The sequence below is a fragment of the Labrenzia sp. ATLA3 genome, from assembly GCF_057180185.1.
This window is the reverse complement of record NZ_JBXUKV010000010.1, coordinates 51450-72161: the sequence shown is the minus strand read 5'-3', so window position 1 is coordinate 72161 and position 20712 is coordinate 51450. Positions and strand designations below refer to the sequence as shown.

General features: G+C 60.1%; 19 protein-coding genes and 1 pseudogene. 8 read left to right on the top strand and 12 right to left on the bottom strand.

What is annotated here, in order from left to right:
• Window positions 1-50: 50 nt before the first annotated feature.
• From AC2A6O_RS25685 to AC2A6O_RS25645, 9 genes are all read right to left on the bottom strand, one after another.
• Window positions 51-1223 (bottom strand): iron-containing alcohol dehydrogenase, encoded by a 1173-nt coding sequence (locus AC2A6O_RS25685; RefSeq protein WP_498931359.1) that lies wholly within the window; start codon window positions 1221-1223, stop codon window positions 51-53.
• Window positions 1224-1231: 8 nt separating this feature from the next.
• Window positions 1232-1888 carry an ABC transporter ATP-binding protein gene (locus AC2A6O_RS25680; RefSeq protein ID WP_498931357.1) on the bottom strand — a complete coding sequence of 219 codons (657 nt, stop codon included), beginning with the start codon at window positions 1886-1888 and terminating at the stop codon, window positions 1232-1234.
• On the bottom strand, window positions 1888-2688 hold the full coding sequence (locus AC2A6O_RS25675) for an ABC transporter ATP-binding protein (protein WP_498931355.1): 801 nt from the start codon (window positions 2686-2688) through the stop codon (window positions 1888-1890). Before AC2A6O_RS25675 ends, AC2A6O_RS25680 begins: the two co-directional genes overlap by 1 nt.
• A 1-nt stretch (window position 2689) precedes the next feature.
• Entirely contained in the window at window positions 2690-3670 is a 981-nt protein-coding gene (locus AC2A6O_RS25670; RefSeq protein ID WP_498931353.1) for a branched-chain amino acid ABC transporter permease, read from the bottom strand.
• Window positions 3667-4563, bottom strand: coding sequence for a branched-chain amino acid ABC transporter permease (locus AC2A6O_RS25665; RefSeq protein WP_148582497.1), 897 nt, complete (start codon window positions 4561-4563; stop codon window positions 3667-3669). Before AC2A6O_RS25665 ends, AC2A6O_RS25670 begins: the two co-directional genes overlap by 4 nt.
• 157 nt (window positions 4564-4720) lie before the next feature.
• A complete protein-coding gene (locus tag AC2A6O_RS25660) occupies window positions 4721-6046 on the bottom strand; it encodes an ABC transporter substrate-binding protein (RefSeq protein WP_498931351.1) in 1326 nt (441 codons plus the stop codon).
• A 248-nt stretch (window positions 6047-6294) separates the two neighbouring features.
• The gene (locus AC2A6O_RS25655; RefSeq protein ID WP_498931349.1) at window positions 6295-7530 is read right to left on the bottom strand and encodes an ABC transporter substrate-binding protein; all 1236 of its coding nucleotides are present in this window, start codon (window positions 7528-7530) and stop codon (window positions 6295-6297) included.
• Window positions 7527-8855 (bottom strand): sigma-54-dependent transcriptional regulator, encoded by a 1329-nt coding sequence (locus tag AC2A6O_RS25650; protein ID WP_498931347.1) that lies wholly within the window; start codon window positions 8853-8855, stop codon window positions 7527-7529. Before AC2A6O_RS25650 ends, AC2A6O_RS25655 begins: the two co-directional genes overlap by 4 nt.
• Entirely contained in the window at window positions 8852-10534 is a 1683-nt protein-coding gene (locus AC2A6O_RS25645) for a sensor histidine kinase (RefSeq protein WP_498931345.1), read from the bottom strand. The genes AC2A6O_RS25650 and AC2A6O_RS25645 overlap by 4 nt, the downstream gene beginning before the upstream one ends.
• A gap of 78 nt (window positions 10535-10612) precedes the next feature.
• Between AC2A6O_RS25645 and AC2A6O_RS25640 the strand changes: the two are divergent.
• Window positions 10613-10920 (top strand): annotated as a pseudogene (locus AC2A6O_RS25640) (DDE-type integrase/transposase/recombinase); the annotation flags it as partial.
• Here the strand turns inward: AC2A6O_RS25640 and AC2A6O_RS25635 are convergent.
• The 3 genes from AC2A6O_RS25635 to AC2A6O_RS25625 all read right to left on the bottom strand — a co-directional run bounded on the left by AC2A6O_RS25635 (window position 10874) and on the right by AC2A6O_RS25625 (window position 12506).
• Window positions 10874-11788: an SDR family NAD(P)-dependent oxidoreductase gene (locus tag AC2A6O_RS25635; RefSeq protein ID WP_498931634.1), complete on the bottom strand. Its 915-nt coding sequence runs from the start codon at window positions 11786-11788 to the stop codon at window positions 10874-10876. The pseudogene AC2A6O_RS25640 and the gene AC2A6O_RS25635 overlap by 47 nt on opposite strands.
• Before the next feature lie 14 nt (window positions 11789-11802).
• The gene (locus AC2A6O_RS25630) at window positions 11803-12213 is read right to left on the bottom strand and encodes a hypothetical protein (protein ID WP_498931343.1); all 411 of its coding nucleotides are present in this window, start codon (window positions 12211-12213) and stop codon (window positions 11803-11805) included.
• A 116-nt stretch (window positions 12214-12329) separates the two neighbouring features.
• Window positions 12330-12506: a hypothetical protein gene (locus tag AC2A6O_RS25625; protein WP_498931341.1), complete on the bottom strand. Its 177-nt coding sequence runs from the start codon at window positions 12504-12506 to the stop codon at window positions 12330-12332.
• Between the two features lie 357 nt (window positions 12507-12863).
• On the opposite strand from AC2A6O_RS25625, the gene AC2A6O_RS25620 reads away from it, so the two are divergent.
• From AC2A6O_RS25620 to AC2A6O_RS25590, 7 genes are all read left to right on the top strand, one after another.
• A complete protein-coding gene (locus AC2A6O_RS25620) occupies window positions 12864-13673 on the top strand; it encodes an ABC transporter permease (RefSeq protein ID WP_148582504.1) in 810 nt (269 codons plus the stop codon).
• A gap of 1 nt (window position 13674) precedes the next feature.
• Window positions 13675-14739, top strand: coding sequence for an ABC transporter ATP-binding protein (locus AC2A6O_RS25615; RefSeq protein WP_498931339.1), 1065 nt, complete (start codon window positions 13675-13677; stop codon window positions 14737-14739).
• 58 nt (window positions 14740-14797) lie between these two features.
• A complete protein-coding gene (locus AC2A6O_RS25610; protein WP_498931337.1) occupies window positions 14798-15844 on the top strand; it encodes an ABC transporter substrate-binding protein in 1047 nt (348 codons plus the stop codon).
• Between the two features lie 6 nt (window positions 15845-15850).
• Window positions 15851-16714, top strand: coding sequence for an ABC transporter permease (locus tag AC2A6O_RS25605; RefSeq protein WP_498931335.1), 864 nt, complete (start codon window positions 15851-15853; stop codon window positions 16712-16714).
• A 32-nt stretch (window positions 16715-16746) separates the two neighbouring features.
• The gene (locus AC2A6O_RS25600) at window positions 16747-17925 is read left to right on the top strand and encodes a M24 family metallopeptidase (RefSeq protein WP_498931333.1); all 1179 of its coding nucleotides are present in this window, start codon (window positions 16747-16749) and stop codon (window positions 17923-17925) included.
• A 58-nt stretch (window positions 17926-17983) separates the two neighbouring features.
• Window positions 17984-18640, top strand: a complete 657-nt coding sequence (locus AC2A6O_RS25595) for a TetR/AcrR family transcriptional regulator (RefSeq protein WP_498931331.1) — start codon at window positions 17984-17986, stop codon at window positions 18638-18640.
• A gap of 1049 nt (window positions 18641-19689) precedes the next feature.
• Window positions 19690-20673, top strand: a complete 984-nt coding sequence (locus AC2A6O_RS25590; protein WP_498931329.1) for a sugar-binding transcriptional regulator — start codon at window positions 19690-19692, stop codon at window positions 20671-20673.
• Window positions 20674-20712: the final 39 nt, after the last annotated feature.

Here is a 20712-nt window from a genome sequence, read left to right as displayed (position 1 = left end):
ACGTGACTGTGGCAGGCGACCGCTTTCCTACCCTGAGAAGCTCCGCACGGTCAGAGCGAGGCTTCGTAAATCCGTGCGGCGTCCTCCTCCCGGACGTCACGCGGATTGTTCACGAGCAATCTGGTCTGGTTCATCGCGTCTGAGGCGAGCTTCGGAATGTCCGCCGCCGTGATGCCGACCTGACGCAGGCCCGGTTCAAGACCCAGGTCGCGATTGAGACCGGCGAGTCGATCGATGAAGTCCGCCGTTACGGCCTGGCTGGAACGGCCCCCCCCGATATCCGGGAAGACATGCGGTGCCAGCTCCGCATAGGCGGTGCCGCATTCAGGAGCGTTGAAACGCATGACCTCGGGAAGCACCAGCGCATTGGACAGGCCGTGGGGCACGTGAAACAGGCTGCCGATCGGATAGGCCAGCGCATGCACCGCGGCAACGGGCGAATTGGCGAAGGCCTGTCCGGCGAGCATCGATCCAAGCAGCATATTGACCCGTGCGTCCACGTTGCTGCCGTTATGCACTGCTTCGCGGATATTTGCGCCGAGCAGATCAAGCGCCTGCAGTGCAAGCATTCTCGAGATGGGATTGTTGTTGGCGCTGCGGGATGTATAGGCCTCGATGGCATGCACCATGGCATCGACCCCCGTCGCCGCTGTAATGTGCGGTGGCAGGCCGACGGTCAGCTCCGGGTCCAGAAGGGCGATGTCGGGCAGAATGATCGGCGAGACGACGCCTTTCTTTTCCTCCGTCCTCGTCGTCAGGATGGAAACGGCCGTCACCTCGGATCCCGTGCCCGCCGTCGTCGGCACAAGCACGAGCGGCAACCGGGTGCCGCGCGCCTGATTGACGCCGTAGACTGTGTCCAGCGGCTGGTCGGACGCAGAAAGCAGCGCAACAACCTTGGCCACATCCATCGAGCTGCCGCCGCCGAAGCCGACGATGCAGGCGATGTTGTCAGCCTTTGCAATGTCGACCGCCTCCAGAACGGTGTCCGCTTTGGGATCGGCCTCGACGCCGTCGAACAGTGTCACATTGAAGCCGGTTGACTGGAGGCTCGCCAGCGCGGTTTCCGCGAGGCCGATCTTGACGATCCCGGGATCTGTCACGAAGAGCACGCTGCGGTTCTTCTCGGCGAATGGCATGGTTTCAAGCATCTCGCCGAGCCGGGCGGCGCCGTTTCTCTGAAGCCGGATCGAGGGGGTCGTGTTGAAAACGAAATCATCCATGATCCACCTCACGCTGCCAGAGAGTTCATGAGGCTTATCTGGCCTCTTTCTATCGAATAGACCTTGTCGACCACGTTCTCGGAATGGGTGTAGTCGGATTCCGAAATCAGCACCGTCAGATGTTCCGATTTCAGGTTCGCGAACACCTCCATGAGACGTTGGGCGAGCGCCGGCGCAACGCCCTCGAAGGGTTCGTCCAGCAACAGGAGATTTGAGCCGCACACGAGTGCCCGCGCCAGGGCGACCAGCTTCTGCTGCCCGCCGCTGAGTGTCATCGCCTTGCGCCCGGCAAAGCGGCCGATCTCAGGCATGAGGTCATAGACCCATTTGACACGGGACCGATCGGTGTTGCCCGTCGCCCAGAGCGGCACGAGAATGTTCTCCTCGACCGTGAAATGCGGCACCAGCCGCCGGTCTTCCGGCAGGTAGCCGATGCCGAGCGCCGCGCGCTGATGGGCTTTCTCCGTGTGCAGGCTCTCGTGATTGAACAGGATCGATCCGCTGTCTGCTCGAAGCAGGCCCATGACCGCGCGCATCAACGTTGTCTTGCCGGCGCCGTTGCGGCCGATCAGGCCGCAGGTGGTCCCGGTCTCCAGGTCCATGCTAACGCCCCGGAGAATGGGAACGCGCTGTATCGAAAGGTTGAGTTGGCTGATGGTCAGCATCAGGCGGCTCCATTTCCGGCGGCGGGCGCCGCCTGTTTGTCGGTCTTGCGGTGAAACTCGCTGCCAATGACGAATTCCCGCACCTTCCGGTTTTCCAGAACCTCGCGCGTCGGCCCATCCGCCAGAATTGTGCCTTCGTAAAAGGCGACACAGCGCGGCGAGAACGCCTCGATGATCTCCATGTCGTGTTCAATGAACAGAACCGCCGTGTCGTTGGCCTTCAGGGCGTTGATGAGCGTTTCCATGAAGTCCATCTTCTCGTCGGCACTGACACCACTGGTGGGCTCGTCCAGGAAAAGTAGGTCAGGGTCCGAGACAGTGGCCATGGCGATGTCGACCAGCTTGCGCACGCCCTGCGGCAGCGTCGCGATTTCCTGGTGGGCGTAGCGCTCGATGCCGAAGCGGGCGAGGAGCGACAGGGCCTCCTCCTCCCGGCCTGCATCGATGGCCGGCGTCAGCAGGGCGGGTTTGACGCGGCTCGCAATCGTCAGCGCGATCAGCATGTTGTCCAGCACATCCATTTCCGGGAAAAGCTGGGGGATCTGGAAGGAGCGGCAGATGCCGAGCCGCATGATCTCGCGTGTCGGCTTGCCGGTGATCGAGCTGCCCCGGTAAAGGATCTCGCCGGCGCTCGGCGGCAGATAGCCGGTGACCATGTTGACGAAGGTGGTCTTGCCGGCCCCGTTCGAGCCGATGACGCCGAGGATTTCACCGGCGCCGATCCGGATGTTGATGTCCCTGGCGGCAACGACAGCGCCGAAGGTGCGTTCCAGGTTTCTGGTTTCCAGGATGGGTGTCATGTCAATTTCCCTCCATGATTTCCGAGGCCTTCGGCGCGGCTGTTTTCCGTTTTGCCGAAGCGATCAGTGACCACAGGCCCCTGGGCAGGAAAATGATCGTCAGGAGCATCAAAGTGCCGAGGATCATTTGCCAGGTGTTCGGTGAAATCTCGACTGCGTAGACGCGGACAATTTCCAGAAGGAACGTGCCGATGAGAGGCGCGGCAATGTTGCCTGTCCCGGCGAGGATCGACACGAAGACGAATTGCCCGGACGTGGTCCAGTTGGTCATCTCCGGATCGACATGGCCGAGCGCCATGGCCCACAGGACCCCGCCCGCTGCCGAGACGGCTGCAGCGATCACATAGGTAATGTGGACGGCACGATGCGCCGAGGTTCCCAGGTATTCGACCCGCAGTTCGTTCTCGCGGATGGCCTCGTTGATGTAGCCGAGGGGGCTGCGCAGGACCCTGTTGAGACCGAGTGCGAGGCCGAGTGTGACAACGCAGGTGACCACGTAGAGAACCGTTTCACCCAGGTCGCCCTCGGGCGCCCAGCCGAGATAGGTGGGCTGCGGCAGGTTGAAGCCGTCCGTGCTGCCGAGTTCCTCGGTGCTGGACAGCAGGCCGAACAGGATCATCGAGACCGCCAGGCTCAGCATGGCGAAGAAGATCTCGCGGTAGCGGCGCAGCAGGAAGCCGAGCAGGAAGGCGATGACGACGCTTGCCAGAAGTCCCATCACGAGCAACACGAAGAGATCCGAAATGCCGAGGAACTTGCCCGCCAGTCCGGCCGTGTATCCGCCGATGCAGAAGTAGAGACCCTGGCCGAAGGACACGAGGCCCGCGCGCATCTGGATCATGACGCCGAGCGCGACCAGCCCGGTGCCGAGCGACACCTGGATGTAATTGACCACCCATGCGGGAAGAACGAAGGTGAGGCAGATGAGAACCGGCAGCGCGAGCAGCAGTCCCCATTCGGTTTTGTCGAAGGACTTGGTCATATCTTCCTGCTTTCCGAGAGTGCAAACAGCCCATAAGGCTTCACTGTCAGGACTGCGGCCATGACGAGATAGATCGAGAAAAGCTCCGCCGGCGGGTACAGGTGGACGAAGGCTGCCCGGGAAAAGCCAACGATCAGCGCGCCAAGCATGGCGCCGCCGATCGAACCCATGCCGCCGATGACGATCACCGCGAAGGCCATGACGATGATTTCCGCGCCGATACCAGGCACAACGGAAATCTCCGGAGCTGTCAGTGCGCCGCCGAGTGCGCCCAGGGTTGCGCCGATGACGAAGGTGACCGTGAAGAACAGCGTGACATTGATGCCGAGCGCGCTGCTGACCTCGCGGTCCTCGATCACGACGAGCAGAAGTTTGCCTGTCCGTGTGTGATTGAGGGCGAAGTAGAGCGCCGCGCCGACAAGGATGGCCACACCGACGATGAGGAACTTGTAGACCGTGTAGGGCAGACCGAAAACGTCGATTGTGCCGAGCCAGTAGGCTGGCTGGTAGGAGACGTAGGAGTCCGTGCCCCAGATCAGCTTGGTGGCATCTTCCAGCACCAGGAAGATGGCGTAGGTCACCAGGACCATCAGCACCTCGTCCCGGCCATACATGAACCGCAGGATGCCGCGCTCCACGAGTAGCCCCGAGACGAGACCGGCCGCGAGCGCAGCGAGCGGGATGATCAGGTAGGTCAGCGCGATGGTGCTGCCGGTCTGTGTGTAGAGGCCGATGGCCCAGGCGGACGTGTAGGCGCCGAGCGCATAGAAACCGCCATGGGCAATGTTGAGGATCCGCATCACGCCGTAAACCAGCGTGAGGCCGACGGATGACAGGAAGAGCCACGCGGCAAAGCCGAGCCCGTCCACTGCTATCGCGACAGCGGTTAGCATTGAATTCTCCGTACCAGTCTTATGTGAATGTGGCCTCCGGGCGCCCCGGCTGCCGGGAAAGACCGGGTCCCGCCGCAATGCGATGTGCGGAACCCGGCAATGTGTCAGAGGATCGGGCTAGATGCCTGAGGACACCTCTGACGCAAGTGCCTGACGGCTAGTCGCACTTGGCGCCTTCGAACCCGCTGTTGATCCAGTCGATGGAGTTCATTCCGGCAGGTGGGTTAACGCACTCGGCGTCATAGCGAACGATGTCGACGAGGCTTGCCTTGCCGGTTTCCTTGTCGAATTCGTAGGTGCCGTAGGCGGTTCCCTGGATCGCCTGGTGACCATTGGCCAGAGCCATGGACACCTTGCCGCTCGGGCCTTCCCATTCCAGACCTTTCAGGGCACCGATGACCGCATCCTGATCCGTGCTGCCTGCCTTGTCGGCGGCCGCCTTCACACCCAGTAGAGCCTGCGCCATCTTGTAGGAAGGATAGGTTGGCAGGGTGCCGAACCGGTCGTAATAGGCCTTGCGGAACCAGTCGTTCAGTTCGGATTCCGGGGCCAGGTCGCCATGGGGACCGCGTGCGCCGATGATCGTGCCGTCCGGCATCTGCGCGCCGAGGCGATGCATTGCCGTTTCGCCGGTTGTCAGCACCACCTTGGCGCGTTCGAAGATGCCGCGGGCGGAGCCCTGGATGACAAAGGCCTCCATATCGCCGCCCCAGAAGCTGGAATGAACGACATCGGGTTTCGAGGTCAAGAGAGCCGATATCTCTGATCCGTATTGTCCGGCATAGATTTTCGGGAACTGCTCGGCCGCGATCTTGGCATTACTGTTGATCTGCGCCATGGACGCGGAAAAGTCGCGCCAGGAGTCCTGTCCAAAGGCGTAGTTCTGGTTGATCCCGGCATAGGATCCGGTCTTCGCTCCGGTGTCGGCGAGGTAACGGGCCGCGGCAACATTGTCCATGGTGGCATGGGCGCCGGTGCGGAACGTGTACTGCGGATCAGTGACAATTTCCTCGAAGATCTGCGGCGTGCCGCAATCAAACAGGATCGTCAGCTTCTGCGCCTTCTCCGCTTCCGGCGCGATGGCCTTGCAGCTGCTGGACGAGATGTAGCCGAGAACCATGTCGACCTCGTCCTTTTCGACGAGCTTCTGATAGTCGGCGTTCTTCTGCTTGGAGTTTTCGTCAACGAAGATCGGGTCGATCGATTTTCCCGCCAGACCGGTGCTGGCATAGGGCGCCGGCACGGAGCCCGCGTTGATGGCCTCGATCATCAATTCGGCAGCATTGCGCGCAGGAACGCCGAAGGGACCCGCCGCCCCGCCGGACAGGAAGGTCACGAAGCCTATCTTGACGGATCCCTCCTCGGCCTGTGCAGGCGCAGCCGCGGCAAGCACCGAGGCCAGTCCGAGGGTCGTTGCCGTCATGAGAATGTGTCTTGATTTCCGGATTGCGCTCGACCGCGCAGCCTGCTTGCCTGATGCCATGATCAGTTCTCCTCCACTTGATCTTTCGACGGGAAAGACAGCCGCATGCACGCGGTCGGCTGGCACCCGGTGCCTACCTTCCCGTTCGGTGATGCGATTTTCCTCCCAATGCGCCTTGCAGCGCATGTCCTGGAGTTTTCAGTGGAAACGGGCGGAAAACCATGGATCGCGGAACGGTAAATGAGCGGTAGGCGCTCATTGGGCCGGGATCATGCGCGGAGAGCGCTCATGTCATGAAATCGGGCCGTCTACCTGCCGTCGTCAAGGACCGGCCAGGTCTCCGGCGGATAATAGATCCGCCAATCGCCCAGCATCACTTTCGCCGGTGCGTAGCTGTTGTCATAGACCGTCTTGCCGATAGCCTGGACCTGCAGGACCTGGTGACTGTCCGGATCCATTTTCGAGCGAAAGCCCTCAGGGTCTTCCGGCAGGCTCAGCGTCAGCGTTTCCAGTTTCTCGCGAAGCTTGTCCTGGTCGTCGGTGCCGCCCGCGAGGCGCACGGCTTCGGCAATGGCCAGCACGCCGGCATAAGCGCCCTCAGCCGCATAGCTCGGATAGCGCCCGGCCTCTTCTCGAAAGGCCTCCACGAAGGATCGGTTGCGGTCCGTCGGTGGCCAGTTGATGTGATGCCGTGCCGAGAGGACGAGGCCGAGGGGCATGTCGTTTTCAAGTTCTGCCAGCACCTCGTAATTGCCGCCTGCGTCGAAATTCATGAACTGGACCTTGTCGAACAGGTCCAGCTGTTTCGCCTGCTTGACGAAGGTCACGAAATCGAGTCCCCACTGGCCGTTGACGACGATATCGGTTGGCGTCGCCATAAGCTGCTGGATATACGGGGTGAAATCGGTCTCAAAGACCTTCGGCCAGTATTCGCCCGTGATCTCGAAATCGAGATTCTGCTGTGACAGGAAGGTTCGCAGATCGTCCCAGGCCTGGTAGCCGTATTCGTAGTCCGGACCGATGAACGCGATCCTGATCGGGTCCTTGCGCCCTCCATAGGTTTCCTGAATGAACTTGGCCCCGGCGCGCATCGACTGGCGCGTGTCGTTGCTGACGCGAAAATAGAAGGGATGCAGATCCTCGCTGGTCAGCGTTGGCGAGGCATGGTCGGTGCCGATGAAGAAGACCCCGGCGTCGCGGGCAAACTCCGAGACGGCGCGCGCGACACTGGAATTGACCACGCCGCACAGAAAATCGACCCTGTCCTCGTCGACCAGCCGCCTTGCGATCTGGAGAGAGCGGAGGGATTTCGAGCGCGTGTCCTCGATCAGCACTTCGACCTGCGGATACCCGAACGCTTCCAGGGTTTTCAGATGCTGCTGCGCGAGCTTGATGGCGACCGCGCTGTCGCGGCCGTAAAGCGCGCCCGGCCCGGTCAGCGGATAGAGACAGCCGGCCTTCACCCGAAGAGGCTCGTCCGCGGCGGCCGGACCACACAGGAAAAGACAGAACAGAACGGCCCGGAAAATGGCGATGGTCTTCATGCAATCCCCAGCCGCTGCATCTTGCGCTTCAGCGCGTGACGGGAAATGCCGAGCCGGTCCGCGGCCAGCCCCTTCTTGCCCTTGCAGCGCATGAGTGCGTCGCGGATCAGGTCTCGTTCGACATTCTCCATCGACTGCTCGATGGAAAGAGCCGTCTTGGGTTCGACGGATTTGAATTCTGCAGGCAGGAGATCGGCCGTCACCGTCTTGCCCGGATAGAGGATCGACAGGCGTTCGACGAGGTTCTTCAATTCGCGGACATTTCCGGGCCAGTCATAGGACTGGAAGAAGGCGCGTGTCGCCTTGTCGAAGCCGATCGGCATGACCGCGGACGACCGGGCATATTTCGCCGCGAAATGCGCTGCCAGAAGCTCGACGTCCTTTTCCCGTTCGCGCAGCGGCGGAATGGTGATTGGCACGGCATTCAGCCTGAAGAAAAGGTCCTGCCGGAACGTGCCCTCATTGACCGCCGTGGCAAGGTCCTTGTTTGTGGCCGCGACGACCCGCACATCGGCGTGATGCTCCCGGTTGCTGCCGGCCAGCCGGTAGGAATGTGTTTCCAGGAAATGCAGCAGCTTGGCCTGGATCTCCAGCGGCATCTCACCGATCTCATCGAGGAACAGCGTGCCGCCATGGGCGATCTCGACAAGCCCGCGTCTGCGCAAGGCCGCACCGTTTGCCTTTTCGGCGCCGAACAGCTCGGCATCGATCTGCCGGACCGGCAGCGTCGCGCAATTCACCTCCACAAAAGGCGCGTCCAAGCCGCTGCCGCGCTTGTGCAGCTCACGAGCGACCACGGCCTTGCCGACACCTGTTTCACCGGAGAGAAAAACGGTCGGGGCATTGCTCGCCGCGATCTGCTCTATCTCGTGGCGGAGCTTTGCAATGCCCGCATATCCGCCGATGAAATCGAACTCGGTGGATTGCTGACGCAGATAACGGACCTCGGAATCAAGCTGGCGGCGAGACTCCGTCTCGTTGAGAAGATGGATCAGCTCGTCAACATCGAATGGCTTGGACACATAGTCCACGGCCCCCATCTTGATCGCCGTCACCGCATCGTGGGTGTCGTCGAGCGCGGACATCATGATGACGGGAACGCCGGGCAGTTCCGTGATGAACCAGTCGAGAACCTCCAATCCCCCCATGCCGGGCATGCGTACATCGAGAAGCACGATATCGGGTGTCTCCCGCTGGGCGATCCGGCAGCCGATATGGCCGTTATGTGCTTCCTGGCAGTCCATGCCGGCCTGCCGGAGGGTGAAGGCCAGCGAGCGTGTCAGGTTGATCTCGTCGTCGATGATCAGGACATTGGGTCTGTTCATGCCGTCCTCTCCTGTGCCGCATCGTGTTTCGGAAAAACAAGAATGACCGTCGTGCCGTGACCAGCCTCGCTCTCGATGAACATCTGGCCGCCGTTCGTCTCCACCAGCTGCTTGGTGACGGGCAGCCCGAGCCCGGAGCCCTTTCCCCGGGTCGTGAAGAAGGGACGGAGCACCTTGGACCTGGTCTCCGCATCCATGCCCGTTCCATCGTCTGCCACACTCACGACGACCTTGCCGTCATCGCGATACGCGCGCAGCTGGAGGTGACCGCCGTCGGGCATTGCGTCGATCCCGTTAAGGGTCAGGTTCAGGAGGATCTGGCTGAAATGCGCACGGTCCATCTCAATCTGCAGACTGGACTCGCCCGAGAGATCGATGACGATATTCTTCTCGTGCGCGGTTGTGGCCAGCAGCGTCCGGATGGTTCGGAAGGCTTCTCGGATCAGGACCGGCTCGCGCACCGGCGGACTGGGCTTGGCATAGTTCAGGAACTCCCCGATGGTCTTGTCGACGCGCGTGATTTCCGAGGAAATCACCTCGAACATCTTCTGCCGTTCCGCGTCCTGCTCATTCCGTTTCAGCCCGTGAACGGTCGTCACCACAGTCGCCAGCGGATTGCGGATCTCGTGAGCGATCCCCGCCGCCATGCCTCCGAGCGCGGCGCGCCTTTCGACCTCGACCCGCGAGGTGATCAGGTTTTCAAGCTGTTCGCGCATACGGTTGTAGGAACGTGCCAGCGACCCGAGTTCACCCGGCCCGTCTTCCGAAACGGAAACGCCGAAATTGCCGTTGGCGATCGCCTGGGCGCCCTCGTTCAGCGGAAGCAGGTAACCGGTAAGCTTTTGGGACATCATGAAAAAGAGGACGACCAGCCCGAGAGCGGAAACGATGGCCGCGATCAGGAGGATATACCGGATGCGATTCCGTGGCTCCTCCAGATCGCCCCCGCCATCGACCAGCTGGATGCGCCATCCCGGCAGGAACTGGCGGGAGCGGGCGAGAATGTCCGTTTCCTCGGCACGGGTTCCGACGGGTGTCAGGCGCTCCCGGTCGAACACGACGATCTGCGGCTGGTAGACACCAGGTTCGACGAGCTGCGCGGCCAGTTCCGTAAGCGAGGCCAGCCGCATGCGGAGCGAAACCATGCCGATCTGTTTCTGGTTGAACAGGACGGGCATGCGGATCAGGAACCAGCCGGGACGCCCGTTTTCAGGCAGGACCGGGCCAAGTACCTCCACCACACCATGCTGAACCAGCGGCAGCGTGGTCAGGTCCGCAGGCTCTTCCCTTGCGCGGTTCCTTGGTACCGTTGCGACGGTTTCGCCGGAGACCCGGGACAGTTCGATGGCATAGACATCCGGGCTTTCGACTTCCAGCAACAGGAAGTCCCGCATCAGGGGCGAGATCGAATTGCCATCCGGCTCGAGAAAGAAGTCGGTTGTGTCGGGAAGGTCGACGATGCTCTCCAGTTTGTTGACCTGAACGGCCATGAAGTTGCTCATCTGGACCGCCGCCCCTTCCAGGTGAGCATTCACGCGGTTGGTGACGAGATTGTCGATCAGGTTGGCGCTGTAGCGGTCATAAAGCGTCGCGATCAGGACAAGCGGAATCAGGGCCGCAACAACTGCACCCCAGAGATATCTCCTCGCCAGATTGAGCCTTTTGGCTCCGAATGGCATCAAACTGCCTGTCCTCCCGCCGATCAGATTATGCCAGATCAGACCGGCTTCCTATTGCACGGCTCTGATTTTTGAGCGGAAACCGCTCATATTTTTCAGGCAGTGTCCTGGTAGCTGCGGTATTCACCGAGCTACTGCGATCTGGAGGACATATCCCTGGAACGCGGCTTTCAAGTCGATCACGGCACAATCAAGCGGTGGGGCCTGGCCTACGCCCCATTGATGGAAAAACGATTGTGCCGGTTCCGAAAACCGCATTGCGGCACGGTCCGCATCAAGGCCAATGGCGTTATCTGTATCGAGCCATTGATAAGCAGGGAAATCCGGTCGACTTCCTGCTCACGGCAGAGCGCAAGCTGAGTGCGGCCAAGCAGTTTCTGAATAGGCCATCAAGTCACTTTGCAAATTGCTGTCATGCGTTTCCGGGGAGTCTTTCGCGGTCTTGAGACGGTAATCAATGTGCAAGCCCGTGTGAGGGGCCAGGTCAGGAAGAACCATCAGCTTTGCCAAAGCGTCTCCTGATTGGGTTGTTGTACTAAACCCGGAGAGCATGCCTGCGACGACTGGGAAGACTGTAGACCAGGCGAATTTCGCAACAAGGCCGAGATCTCGCACAATCTGCGTGCCGGGAACCGTGCCCGGATCAAAAGCGATCAGTCTTACGTTTTCATGCATCTTCACGGATTCCTTTGAAAACACATAAAGCAGCACGCAAAATTTCGATGTCGCATAGCGATCGCGGGCGCCCTGGGCCGGGGAGCTTGTCTCGCTCAACGCGCCTACCGAGACTTTGGCGGCGCTTGAATACTTTTGGCCGTGATACCCCAAAAATTTGCCGACTGGGTCAGCCTTGTTATGGGCGCCACTTGCAGTGAGAATGATCGCAGCATTATTCTCCATAAGGGGCTGCAAAAGCTGGCTCAGGCAGTAGTGGCCCAAGTAGTTGGCCGCAAAACACTCCTCTACACCGTCTTCTGTAAACCTCGCCGCGTGTGAAGGTTGCATTCCTGCGTTCAGACCAAGTGCTGCTATCTTCCGGCCTGCAGATGCATTTTGGACAAAGCCGGCGAATGCTCTGACCGATTTCAGGGATGATGTATCAAGGGGCGCGATTTTCAGGCGGTCCTTCGGTGCCAACCGCCTGAGAGCTTCTGCGCGTTCCGGATCACGGGCGCCAACGATCAATTCATGCCGTGGATTTTCGAGCAATTGCCGCGCCGCCTGCAACCCAATGCCCGACGTTGCGCCTGTCATGACGAACAAAGACATCACTGAGTTCCATTCGCGGTCTGCAGCGACACCCTCGCATTTCGCCAAAAATACACAAACCCGAACAACAGCCCGACGTGCAGCACCGTATTCGGGATGAACGACAGCACAGATCCGTAGACACCCAACGCATAGGCCAGAGGGTCAACGGGCAGGATCAGAAGCTGAAGAAGAGCATTGGCCATAAGCAGGCTGACCATTGTTGGCGATGTTTCGTCAGCGCGCACGAGAAAATTCAACACCCCAAAACTCAAAAGAAAAACGCCAGCAGTTCGCGCCATGACCAGCCCTGTTTCGCTGGGGACAGCATACTTCATATCGACGAGAAGAATGTTTGGAAGGAAGGTGGCAATAAACCCGATGCTCAACGCAATGAGGGAGGCAATAGTCAGGAAGATCTTTCGATTCATGTCAGTCATCCATTTGTTTCAGAGGAGCGATTGATCGGGCCAAACCCTGGCGTCGATACAATTTGGTCTTGCGACGTGCCTGTTTGTTGGAGCGCGGCCAGTCCGTTCATCACCGCTTAAGTTTGAATGGCAAATACTCCAGCCAACAGCTGCTCAGGCAGGTCGCCTTGAGCCTGTGCCCGCGCAAAAACAACCTCCAACGCTGGCCGAACGCGCAGCAATCCCAACTGCCCGAACGCGCTCATGGTGCGATCAAGAACATCATCGAGATCATATTGAATCGGGTGGGGCATAGGCTTCCTTCATTATAGAACGATCATTCAATAACTAAGCGAGGCTTGTCAAGCCTCACTGGTTTGCCTTGGGTTTTTTAGAAATGGCCACGGGCTTACGGCGTTCCGATCGGCCAATGCGCGCAGGCAAGGGCTGTGGAAGCGAAGAGCGAAGCGTTGTGAGCTGGGCGGGACGAAAAGGTTGCAGACGGAGGAGAAGATCGAGATGAATCGCTCCCCACCAAATCAGCGCACTCACAGATCGCAAAATGCCAAATTATTAGGCAATTTTGCCTGTATCTGCTTTCAAAAATGTCTTGCACATCCTATTTAAACCCATAAACATACAGTACGTTCTGTTTTTAATAGAGGTGCCGAATGGCCCGTGCTCTGACATCTCGCCTCCTGTTCGGCTCGCTGATCGTGCTGCTCTATCTTTTCCTGCTGCTGCCGGTGCTGGGGATTACATATGTCAGCTTCTTCAACAGCCAGTTCTTGTCGTTCCCACCTCCCGGATACACGTTGCGTTGGTTCGCCAACGTGTTCGAGCAGGAGGCGCTGATCAGCGGCTTCATCACGAGTGCCGAGGTCGCCGTCCTCGCTTCTTTGATCGGCGTTGTGTCCGGCGTACTGGCAAGCCTGGCGCTGGTTCACTTCGAGTTTCCCGGCCGTGAAGCAATCAAGAGCTTCCTTCTTGCTCCCCTCCTTGTTCCGGGGATCGTAATCGGCACGGCGCTCTACGTCTTCTACATCCAGATTGCCCAGTCTACGGGCTGGAACCCGACACGCTCGCTCGTCGGCCTGGTGATAGCGCATGTGATGCTGACCATCCCCTGGTCGGTGCGCCTGATCGCAGCTTCCATGGGGATGCTGGACCGTTCGGTGGAAGAAGCTGCCCGGAACCTGGGGGCCGGCGCGCTAAAGGCATTTCTTCTCGTGACGCTGCCGCGCATGCGTGCGGGGATCGTCGCCGCGGCTCTGTTTTCATTCGTAATCAGCTTCGAGAACCTCGAGGTCTCCGTGCTGCTGGTTCAACCCGGCGCCACAACGTTACCAATCGCGATGCTCCAGTACATCGAGTGGAACATGGACCCGACACTCGCGGCCGCCAGCACAGTGCAGATCCTCGTTATCGGTGCGCTGCTGCTGATTTCCGACCGTTTCGTCAAGCTCTCTCAGGTGGTGTGATATGGCCGAGCTCGTAATTCGTAACCTTGTGAAGACCTATGGCGACCACCGCGTGGTGGACACCATCAACCTCAAGGCAGAGACTGCAGAACTGGTCGCCCTGTTAGGCCCCTCGGGCTGCGGAAAGACGACGCTTCTACGCTCGATTGCCGGCTTTGTGCCCATCTCCTCCGGGGCCATCGAGATCGACGGACGAGACGTCAGCAAGCTGGCACCGAACAAGCGCAACACCGGCATGGTGTTTCAAAATTACGCGCTTTTCCCCCACATGAGCGTTGCGGAGAATGTTGCCTTCGGCCTGGCCATGCGCAAGGTTCCCAAGTCGGAAATCGAGAAGCGTGTCGCACATGCCCTCGACCTGGTGTCGCTGACGGACTACGCCGAGCGACGTCCGCGTGCGCTATCGGGCGGCCAGCAGCAGCGTGTGGCCGTAGCCCGCGCCCTTGTGGTCAACCCGGACGTCTTCCTGCTCGATGAACCCTTGTCGAACCTCGACGCCAAGCTGCGTATGAGTGTTGGAATGCAACTGCGCGCCCTTCAGCAGAAACTTGGTCTCACAACGGTCTTCGTCACCCACGACCAGAAGGAGGCCCTGATGATGGCCGATCGGCTGGTTATCATGCGCGCCGGCCGGGTCGTGCAGGAAGGCACGGCGGAGCATCTTTACCAGGAACCCGCGACGCGCTTTGTCGCCGACTTTCTGGGCCACTCCAACGTGTTGACGGGAACGCCTGTCGAAGGCGGTTTCAGAACCGATGGTGGCATCAAGCTGCCAAGCGCCAGCACCGACGGGCCACGCGTTCTTGCCGTTCGGCCCGAGAACCTGCTGCTGGGCGGCGAGACGGAAGGCGTCGAAACGGTACTGGACGCCACGGTCGAGACAGTCACCTACCTCGGTTCCATAACCGAGGCGAGCCTCTTGCTCCCTGGTGGCGAGCGCGTCGTTGCACATCACCAGAACCGAACCGGCAGCGAGCTGCACCTGGCGGTCGGTGACACGATCCGTGTTGGCTGGCGTACCAACGCCACCCAGCTCCTCATTGACGACATGTCCGAGGCGGCCTGACCAGGCCGCCCCGCTCCCTTCACCTTCCCAGTCCATAAGAAAACCTTCGGAGAAGACAATGTCCCGTTTTACCCTGACCCGTCGTTCCATGCTCATGGGGGCCGCTGCCGCAGGCGCAACCCTTGCCGCACCATCCGTTCTGCGCGCCCAGACGAGCCGCGTCATCGTCGGCGCCTGGGGCGGGGACTACGAGCGTCTGCTCAAGTCGGCAGTCGATCCCAAGACCCAAGAAAGCGGCGTCGATCTCGTCATCGACACGGGTAACGCGACCTCGCGCAAGACCAAGATGATCACCGCCCTGCGCATTGGTGGCGGCGCAATGGACGTCTCCTGCCTGTCCAACTCCGACATGCATCAGATGTCCACCGCTGGCGCCCTGAAGCAGGTTGACGAACTCGGCCTTACCCGCCAGGACAAAATCTTCCCACAGTTCGCCAAGCCCTATGCCATCCCGCATATCTATAGCGCGATGACGATCATCTACGACCGCTCGCAGGTCGACACCCCGCCCACGTCAATTAAGGACCTGTGGACGGAGGAATATCTAGGCAAGGTCGGTTTCTCCGACATTCTTTTCAATTACTACCTGGTGATCGCGGCAGCCACCTTCGGCAAGAATGGCAATGACTTCGCCGCAGCAAAGGCCGCTTACGAAGAGTACAAGGAAAAGTCCGGCGGTGTGCGTGTCTACTCCTCCAACGAGGCAATCGCAAACGCATTCAATGCCAAGGAGATCAAGGCCACGATCATGTGGAAGGCGCGCGCCTTCCAGTGGCGCAAGGCCGGGCTCGACCTCGTCGCAGTCGCCCCGAGCGAGGGTGCGGTTCCGGTGGTCTTCGAAGCCGGTTGCACATCCTTCGCCACGAACGTGAAGGGCGCGGGGGTCACTCTCGATGCCTTGCTCGATCCCGAGTTGCAGCTCAAGTTCGCTGAAGCGATGGGCTACCTGCCTACGGTTTCCGACGCTCCGATCCCAGAAAAGATGCGCGAGGATCTCGGTTTCACCGACGCAGAGCGTGAGAACTTCATCCTGCCGGACCTCGACTACATCGCCAAGGAGCAGAGCGAAACGCTCGCTTGGTGGAACCAGAGCTTCAAGGCCTGATCGCCGATGGCTCTGTCCGCAACAGATCTGAAGCGTGGAGGGGCGGCGTCCGCGCTGCTCCTCCCCGCGACGCTGCTGGTGGTCGTGGCGCTGGTCGCGCCTATGCTGACGCTGTTACGCTACAGCTTCAACGCCTACGACCCCATCATGCTGATGCGCGAGACCTTCACCCTGGAGAACTACGCGCGTTTCTTCGCCGAACCCTACTACCACGAGGTCATTCTCACGACCCTCGCGGTAGCATTTGGCGCAAGCTTTGGCGCCCTTCTGCTGGGCTTTCCGTTGGCTTATTTCCTCGCCCGCACAAAAAGCCGCTACAAGAGCCTTCTGGTCGTCCTCGTGGTGTTTCCGCTGCTGGTTGGCAATGTTGTACGCGCCGCCGGATGGATTGCGCTTTTCGGATCGCAGGGCATTCTGAACGTGACGCTGATAAAGCTCGGCCTCATAGAGAGCCCGCTTGAAATCATGTACACCGACTGGGCCGTGATCATCGGCACGCTTTCAGTCGTCATGCCCTTCATGGTGCTCAGCTTGCAGAGCGTGATCGAGAACGTCGATTTCTCGGTTGTGGACGCCGCTCTCAATCTCGGCGCGAGCCGATTCCAGGCCTTTCGCCTCGTCTTTCTCCCCCTCGTCATGCCTGGCGTGACCGCCGGCTTCGCGCTCATCTTCATCCTCTGCATGAACGCCTACGCGACGCCATATCTGCTTGGTGGGCCGGGCTACAAGATGATGGCTCCAGCGCTTTACGAGCAGATCTCGGTGATCTCGAACTGGCCGTTCGGCTCCGCCCTCGCCTTCATTCTCATGGCGACGACCGTTCTGGCGACCCTGGTGGTGACGCGCGTCGTGCGCAGCAAAACCGTCTAGCTTCCCAATCCAAAAAAGAAAGGCTCCCCGACATGGGTTTCCTGTCCTCTGACGTCTTCGAACACCGGATATCGGCGCTTCGCGCCGTAATGGCCCGCAAAGGGCTCGACGCCGTGGTTCTGTTTGGCGCAGACTCCGAGTTCTATACCAACTGGATTGTCGACGTTCAGGTGTGGGAACGCCCCGTCGCGGTGGTCGTTCCCGCTGAGGGCGAGATCTTTGCCGTCCTGCACTCTCTTTCGACACACCACTTCCACTTCGCCCGTGAGCGCGGCAGCGCATGGCTCGCCGACGTGGAGTTCTACTACGAGCATCAGCGCGAGGGCGTACGGCTCTTGACCGGCTTTCACGACCATGTGGCCGACCGGTTGCGTGCGCGTGGGCTGCATGGTGCTACGTTTGGCCACGATGGCGCCTCCGCCCACATGACCGCGATCATCGCCTCGCTGGGCGGCGGCAAGGCCGTACCCATGGTTCAGGACCTCCGCGATCTGCGTCTGGTGAAGACCGACGAGGAAATTGCGCTGATGCGCGAAGCCGCCTCCATCTCCGACTGGCTTCAGGACCGCTATCGCGAGAACATCCGGCCCGGCCGCTTGATTCAAGAGCTGGACGTGGAGATGCAGCGCCAGGCCGTGGTCGAGGCCGCTCGCCGTTTCCCGGGCCAGAACTGTGAGTGGCGCATCTACACCCTGCGCGGCGAGCATTCCTCCTCCCCGCACGGCAACGGCGCACAAACCGGTGCAACGATCCAGGAAGGTGACGGACTGGTGAATATCATCATACCGCGTCTCAATGGCTGCACCATCGAGAACGAGCGCACGCTCTTCTGCGGCCGTCCGTCGAAGGCGCAGGAAGAGGCTTATGACGCCGCCCTCCAGGCCCAGATAGCGGCCATCGAAGCGATGCGACCCGGCCAAACCGTATGTGGTATCGACAATGCCGCCCGCGAGGTGATCGAGGCCCGCGGCTTTGGCGAAAACATCATGCACCGGACCGGCCACGGTGTGGGCATGCGCGGTCACGAGTATCCGGCCGACACCGCTTTCAACACCCGTCTTCTGATGAAGAACGAAGTGTACTCAGCAGAGCCCGGCATCTATATCTGGGGCCTGGGAGGATTCCGGTTGGATGACACGGTTATTGTCGCCGATACCCCGGAGGTGCTGACCAAGACTTCGAAGGACATCGGGGTCCAGACGATCCTCTGACACGACATCGGGCGGACGCGCTCCCTCAAGGTGCGCCCGCCCCTTACCGGAGTACGGAATGACAGGCAGGAAGCCACCTCGTCGGACACAGGCGGAAAAATCCGCAGCCATGCGTTTGAAGCTGTGCGAGGCCACCTTGAGTGCCCTCGCTGAAGTCGGCTATGAGAAGACCACAACGCAGGAAATCTGCGCCCGTGCCGGTGTTTCGCGCGGTGCTCTCACGCACCAGTTTCCCACCCGCGTCGACATCCTGTCGGCTGCATTCGAACATCTGTTGGAAGCCTGGGAAGCGGAGCGGCGCACACATATCGCCTCACTGCCCGAAGGACAGCCAATAAGCTTCGAAGCCTACACCCGGCACCTGTGGCGTGTGGTCTTTTCCTCGCAAAACTATGTGGCAGCGCTCGAGTTGATGATGGCGGCCCGGATGGACGGGGATCTTGCTGCCAATCTGCGCAGCGTCCTTGCCCGGTGGCGCTCCGTGCGCGACTTCCTCTCCCTGCAGTTGCTGGGGCGTGAAGATGAGGCGGAGGACCCGCAGGTCCTAACCTTCCTGCATTTAAACCTGTGTATGCTGCGTGGTATCGCAATCCACGGCAGTTTCGATGCGTCGGACGAAGAGCGGGAGCGCCTGCTCGACGCCTGGCTTGAATTCCTCGGAAGCCGCGCTGACGTGATGCCGGGCTACAGTCCCGAGGTTCTGGACCGCGTCTGAGATGCGACGTCGACATTGACAACCAAGTTTGGTCAGCCTGGAACGTTAGTTCAAGGAACGAAACCGGTGCCCCCTTTGTCCGGTCCTTCAGCGGTCGTGTTTTTCAGCCTGGGAAATATCTGGTCGGGTTGAAGTTTTGGCTAGTGAGTTGTTCGTACGCGGTAATACAAGCCTCAATGTAACGATAGCCAACTTGCGCGAAGTCACTCCAGCAGCGCGCGCAGGCTCTCTGTCGTCACTTTTATTGTTACTTCCAGACTGCGAGGCGACCATCCCAGTGTGTTGATAGCCCCCTTGCGCTTGATGCCTGCCTGTACTTTCACAGCTGCAGCGTCATGTAGCGTAGAGCTGGCGCAAACCGGGACATCAACCGGGCGAAGGCATCTGGAAGTTGAAATCGAGGAGCTTTGGCCGCCGAAGTTCTAACATGGCGAGGCAGCATCCTTGCTACTGTAATCATTGAAACCGGTTCGTCGGCCACCGCAATGAACCTTTTACCGGCCGCTTCCGGGGCACTCATGGCTAGGTGCGTTTCCATTGCTGCGGAGAAGATCTCGTCTTTACCGGAAAAATGCAGGTAGAGTCCTGGCTATGACAAGCCAGCTGCATGCGCGATGTCCTGAACGGATGTTTTCCTAGGCTTCAGATTCATTACCAGTAGCATACGGTTGCCGCGAGGCAGGGTGGGCCACAGAAAATCCCTGGCAATGCGGTCATAGCGTGTGGAGATCCTGCGAAACTCGTTGAGCCTGCCGAACATCCTCTCGACAAGTTTCTGCCCTGTAAAGGTTTGACTGGAAACAGTTTTTCCATTTGTGTGTTTTGCGGGTGGATGTTTGGCAAAGAACCGCGCGCATCTTCCAACGTCTGATTCCAAGCGCGATGCTGGCAGTAAGTAATTGAAATACATAATTAAAGAATCGTCATAGATTTGACTGGTTGGGCTTTGAGTCAAATTTTCCTTGCGGGCAACGACAGTCTGTGGTTCCTTTTTTGGAAATAAATTCCAGGTATGAAATTTATTTCAAATGAATAGAATGGGTAGAGAGATGAACGACGGCCAGGGCCTGATGCCAACGAAAACCGATGGGGACGCCGATCTTGCGGCACGCGCCGCGTGGCTGCACTACGTCGGTGGCATGACCCAGGCCGAAGTCGCCAAGCGCCTTAATGTTCCCAACACCCGCGCCCACCGCTATATCGCCCGAGCCCAGAACGAGGGTCTGGTGCGCATCTTCGTCGACGTGGAAGCCACCGATTGCGTTCAGCTCGAAACCGAGCTGATGAACCGCTACAGCCTTGATCTCTGTCGGATCGGCATGGACATTCCGGACAACAATCCGATACCGCTGAAGACGCTGTCGGCCGTCGGCGCGAACTTCTTCATGCAGGCCGCCGCCGGGCGCAAACATCAGGTGATCGGGGTCGGAAACGGCCGGACACTCGCCGCATCGGTGAACGCCATGGGCCGGCAGACCACGCCGGATGTGCGCTTCGTGTCCGTCCTCGGCGGTCTGACCCGGTCCTTTGCCGCCAATCCCTACGACGTCATCCATCGGCTGGCACAGAAGACCAACGCCGCCTCGTTCCTCATGCCGGCACCGCTTTATGCGAACTCCGCCGGAGACAAGCAGGTGATGCTGAAGCAGTTCGGCATCGTCGAAACCATGGAGCTGATCGAAGAGGCCACGCTGGTTGTCGTGGGTATCGGCGATGTCGGCAGCGACGAAGGCGGCATCAGCTGTTCCATGCTCGATGGCGCTTCGGCGGCGATGGATCTGCGCAAGGCCGGCGCGGTTGCGGAAATGCTCGGACAGTTTTTGAGCGAGGATGGCGGCATCCTGACCAGCCCCTATGACGACCGCGTCATGGCACCGCGCCTTGAAACCCTGAGAGGGCGGGAGGTGGTCGCCATCGCAGGCGGAAAGACCAAGATTCCAGCGATCCGCGCGGCACTCGCCAGCGGCTTGCTCACCGGATTGATCACAGACGAAGCCACGGCCCGGGCTATCGTCGAGCGGCCTCCGGCATAGACGCCGGGAGCACTTTCAAGTCAGGGCTTTTTGGGAGGA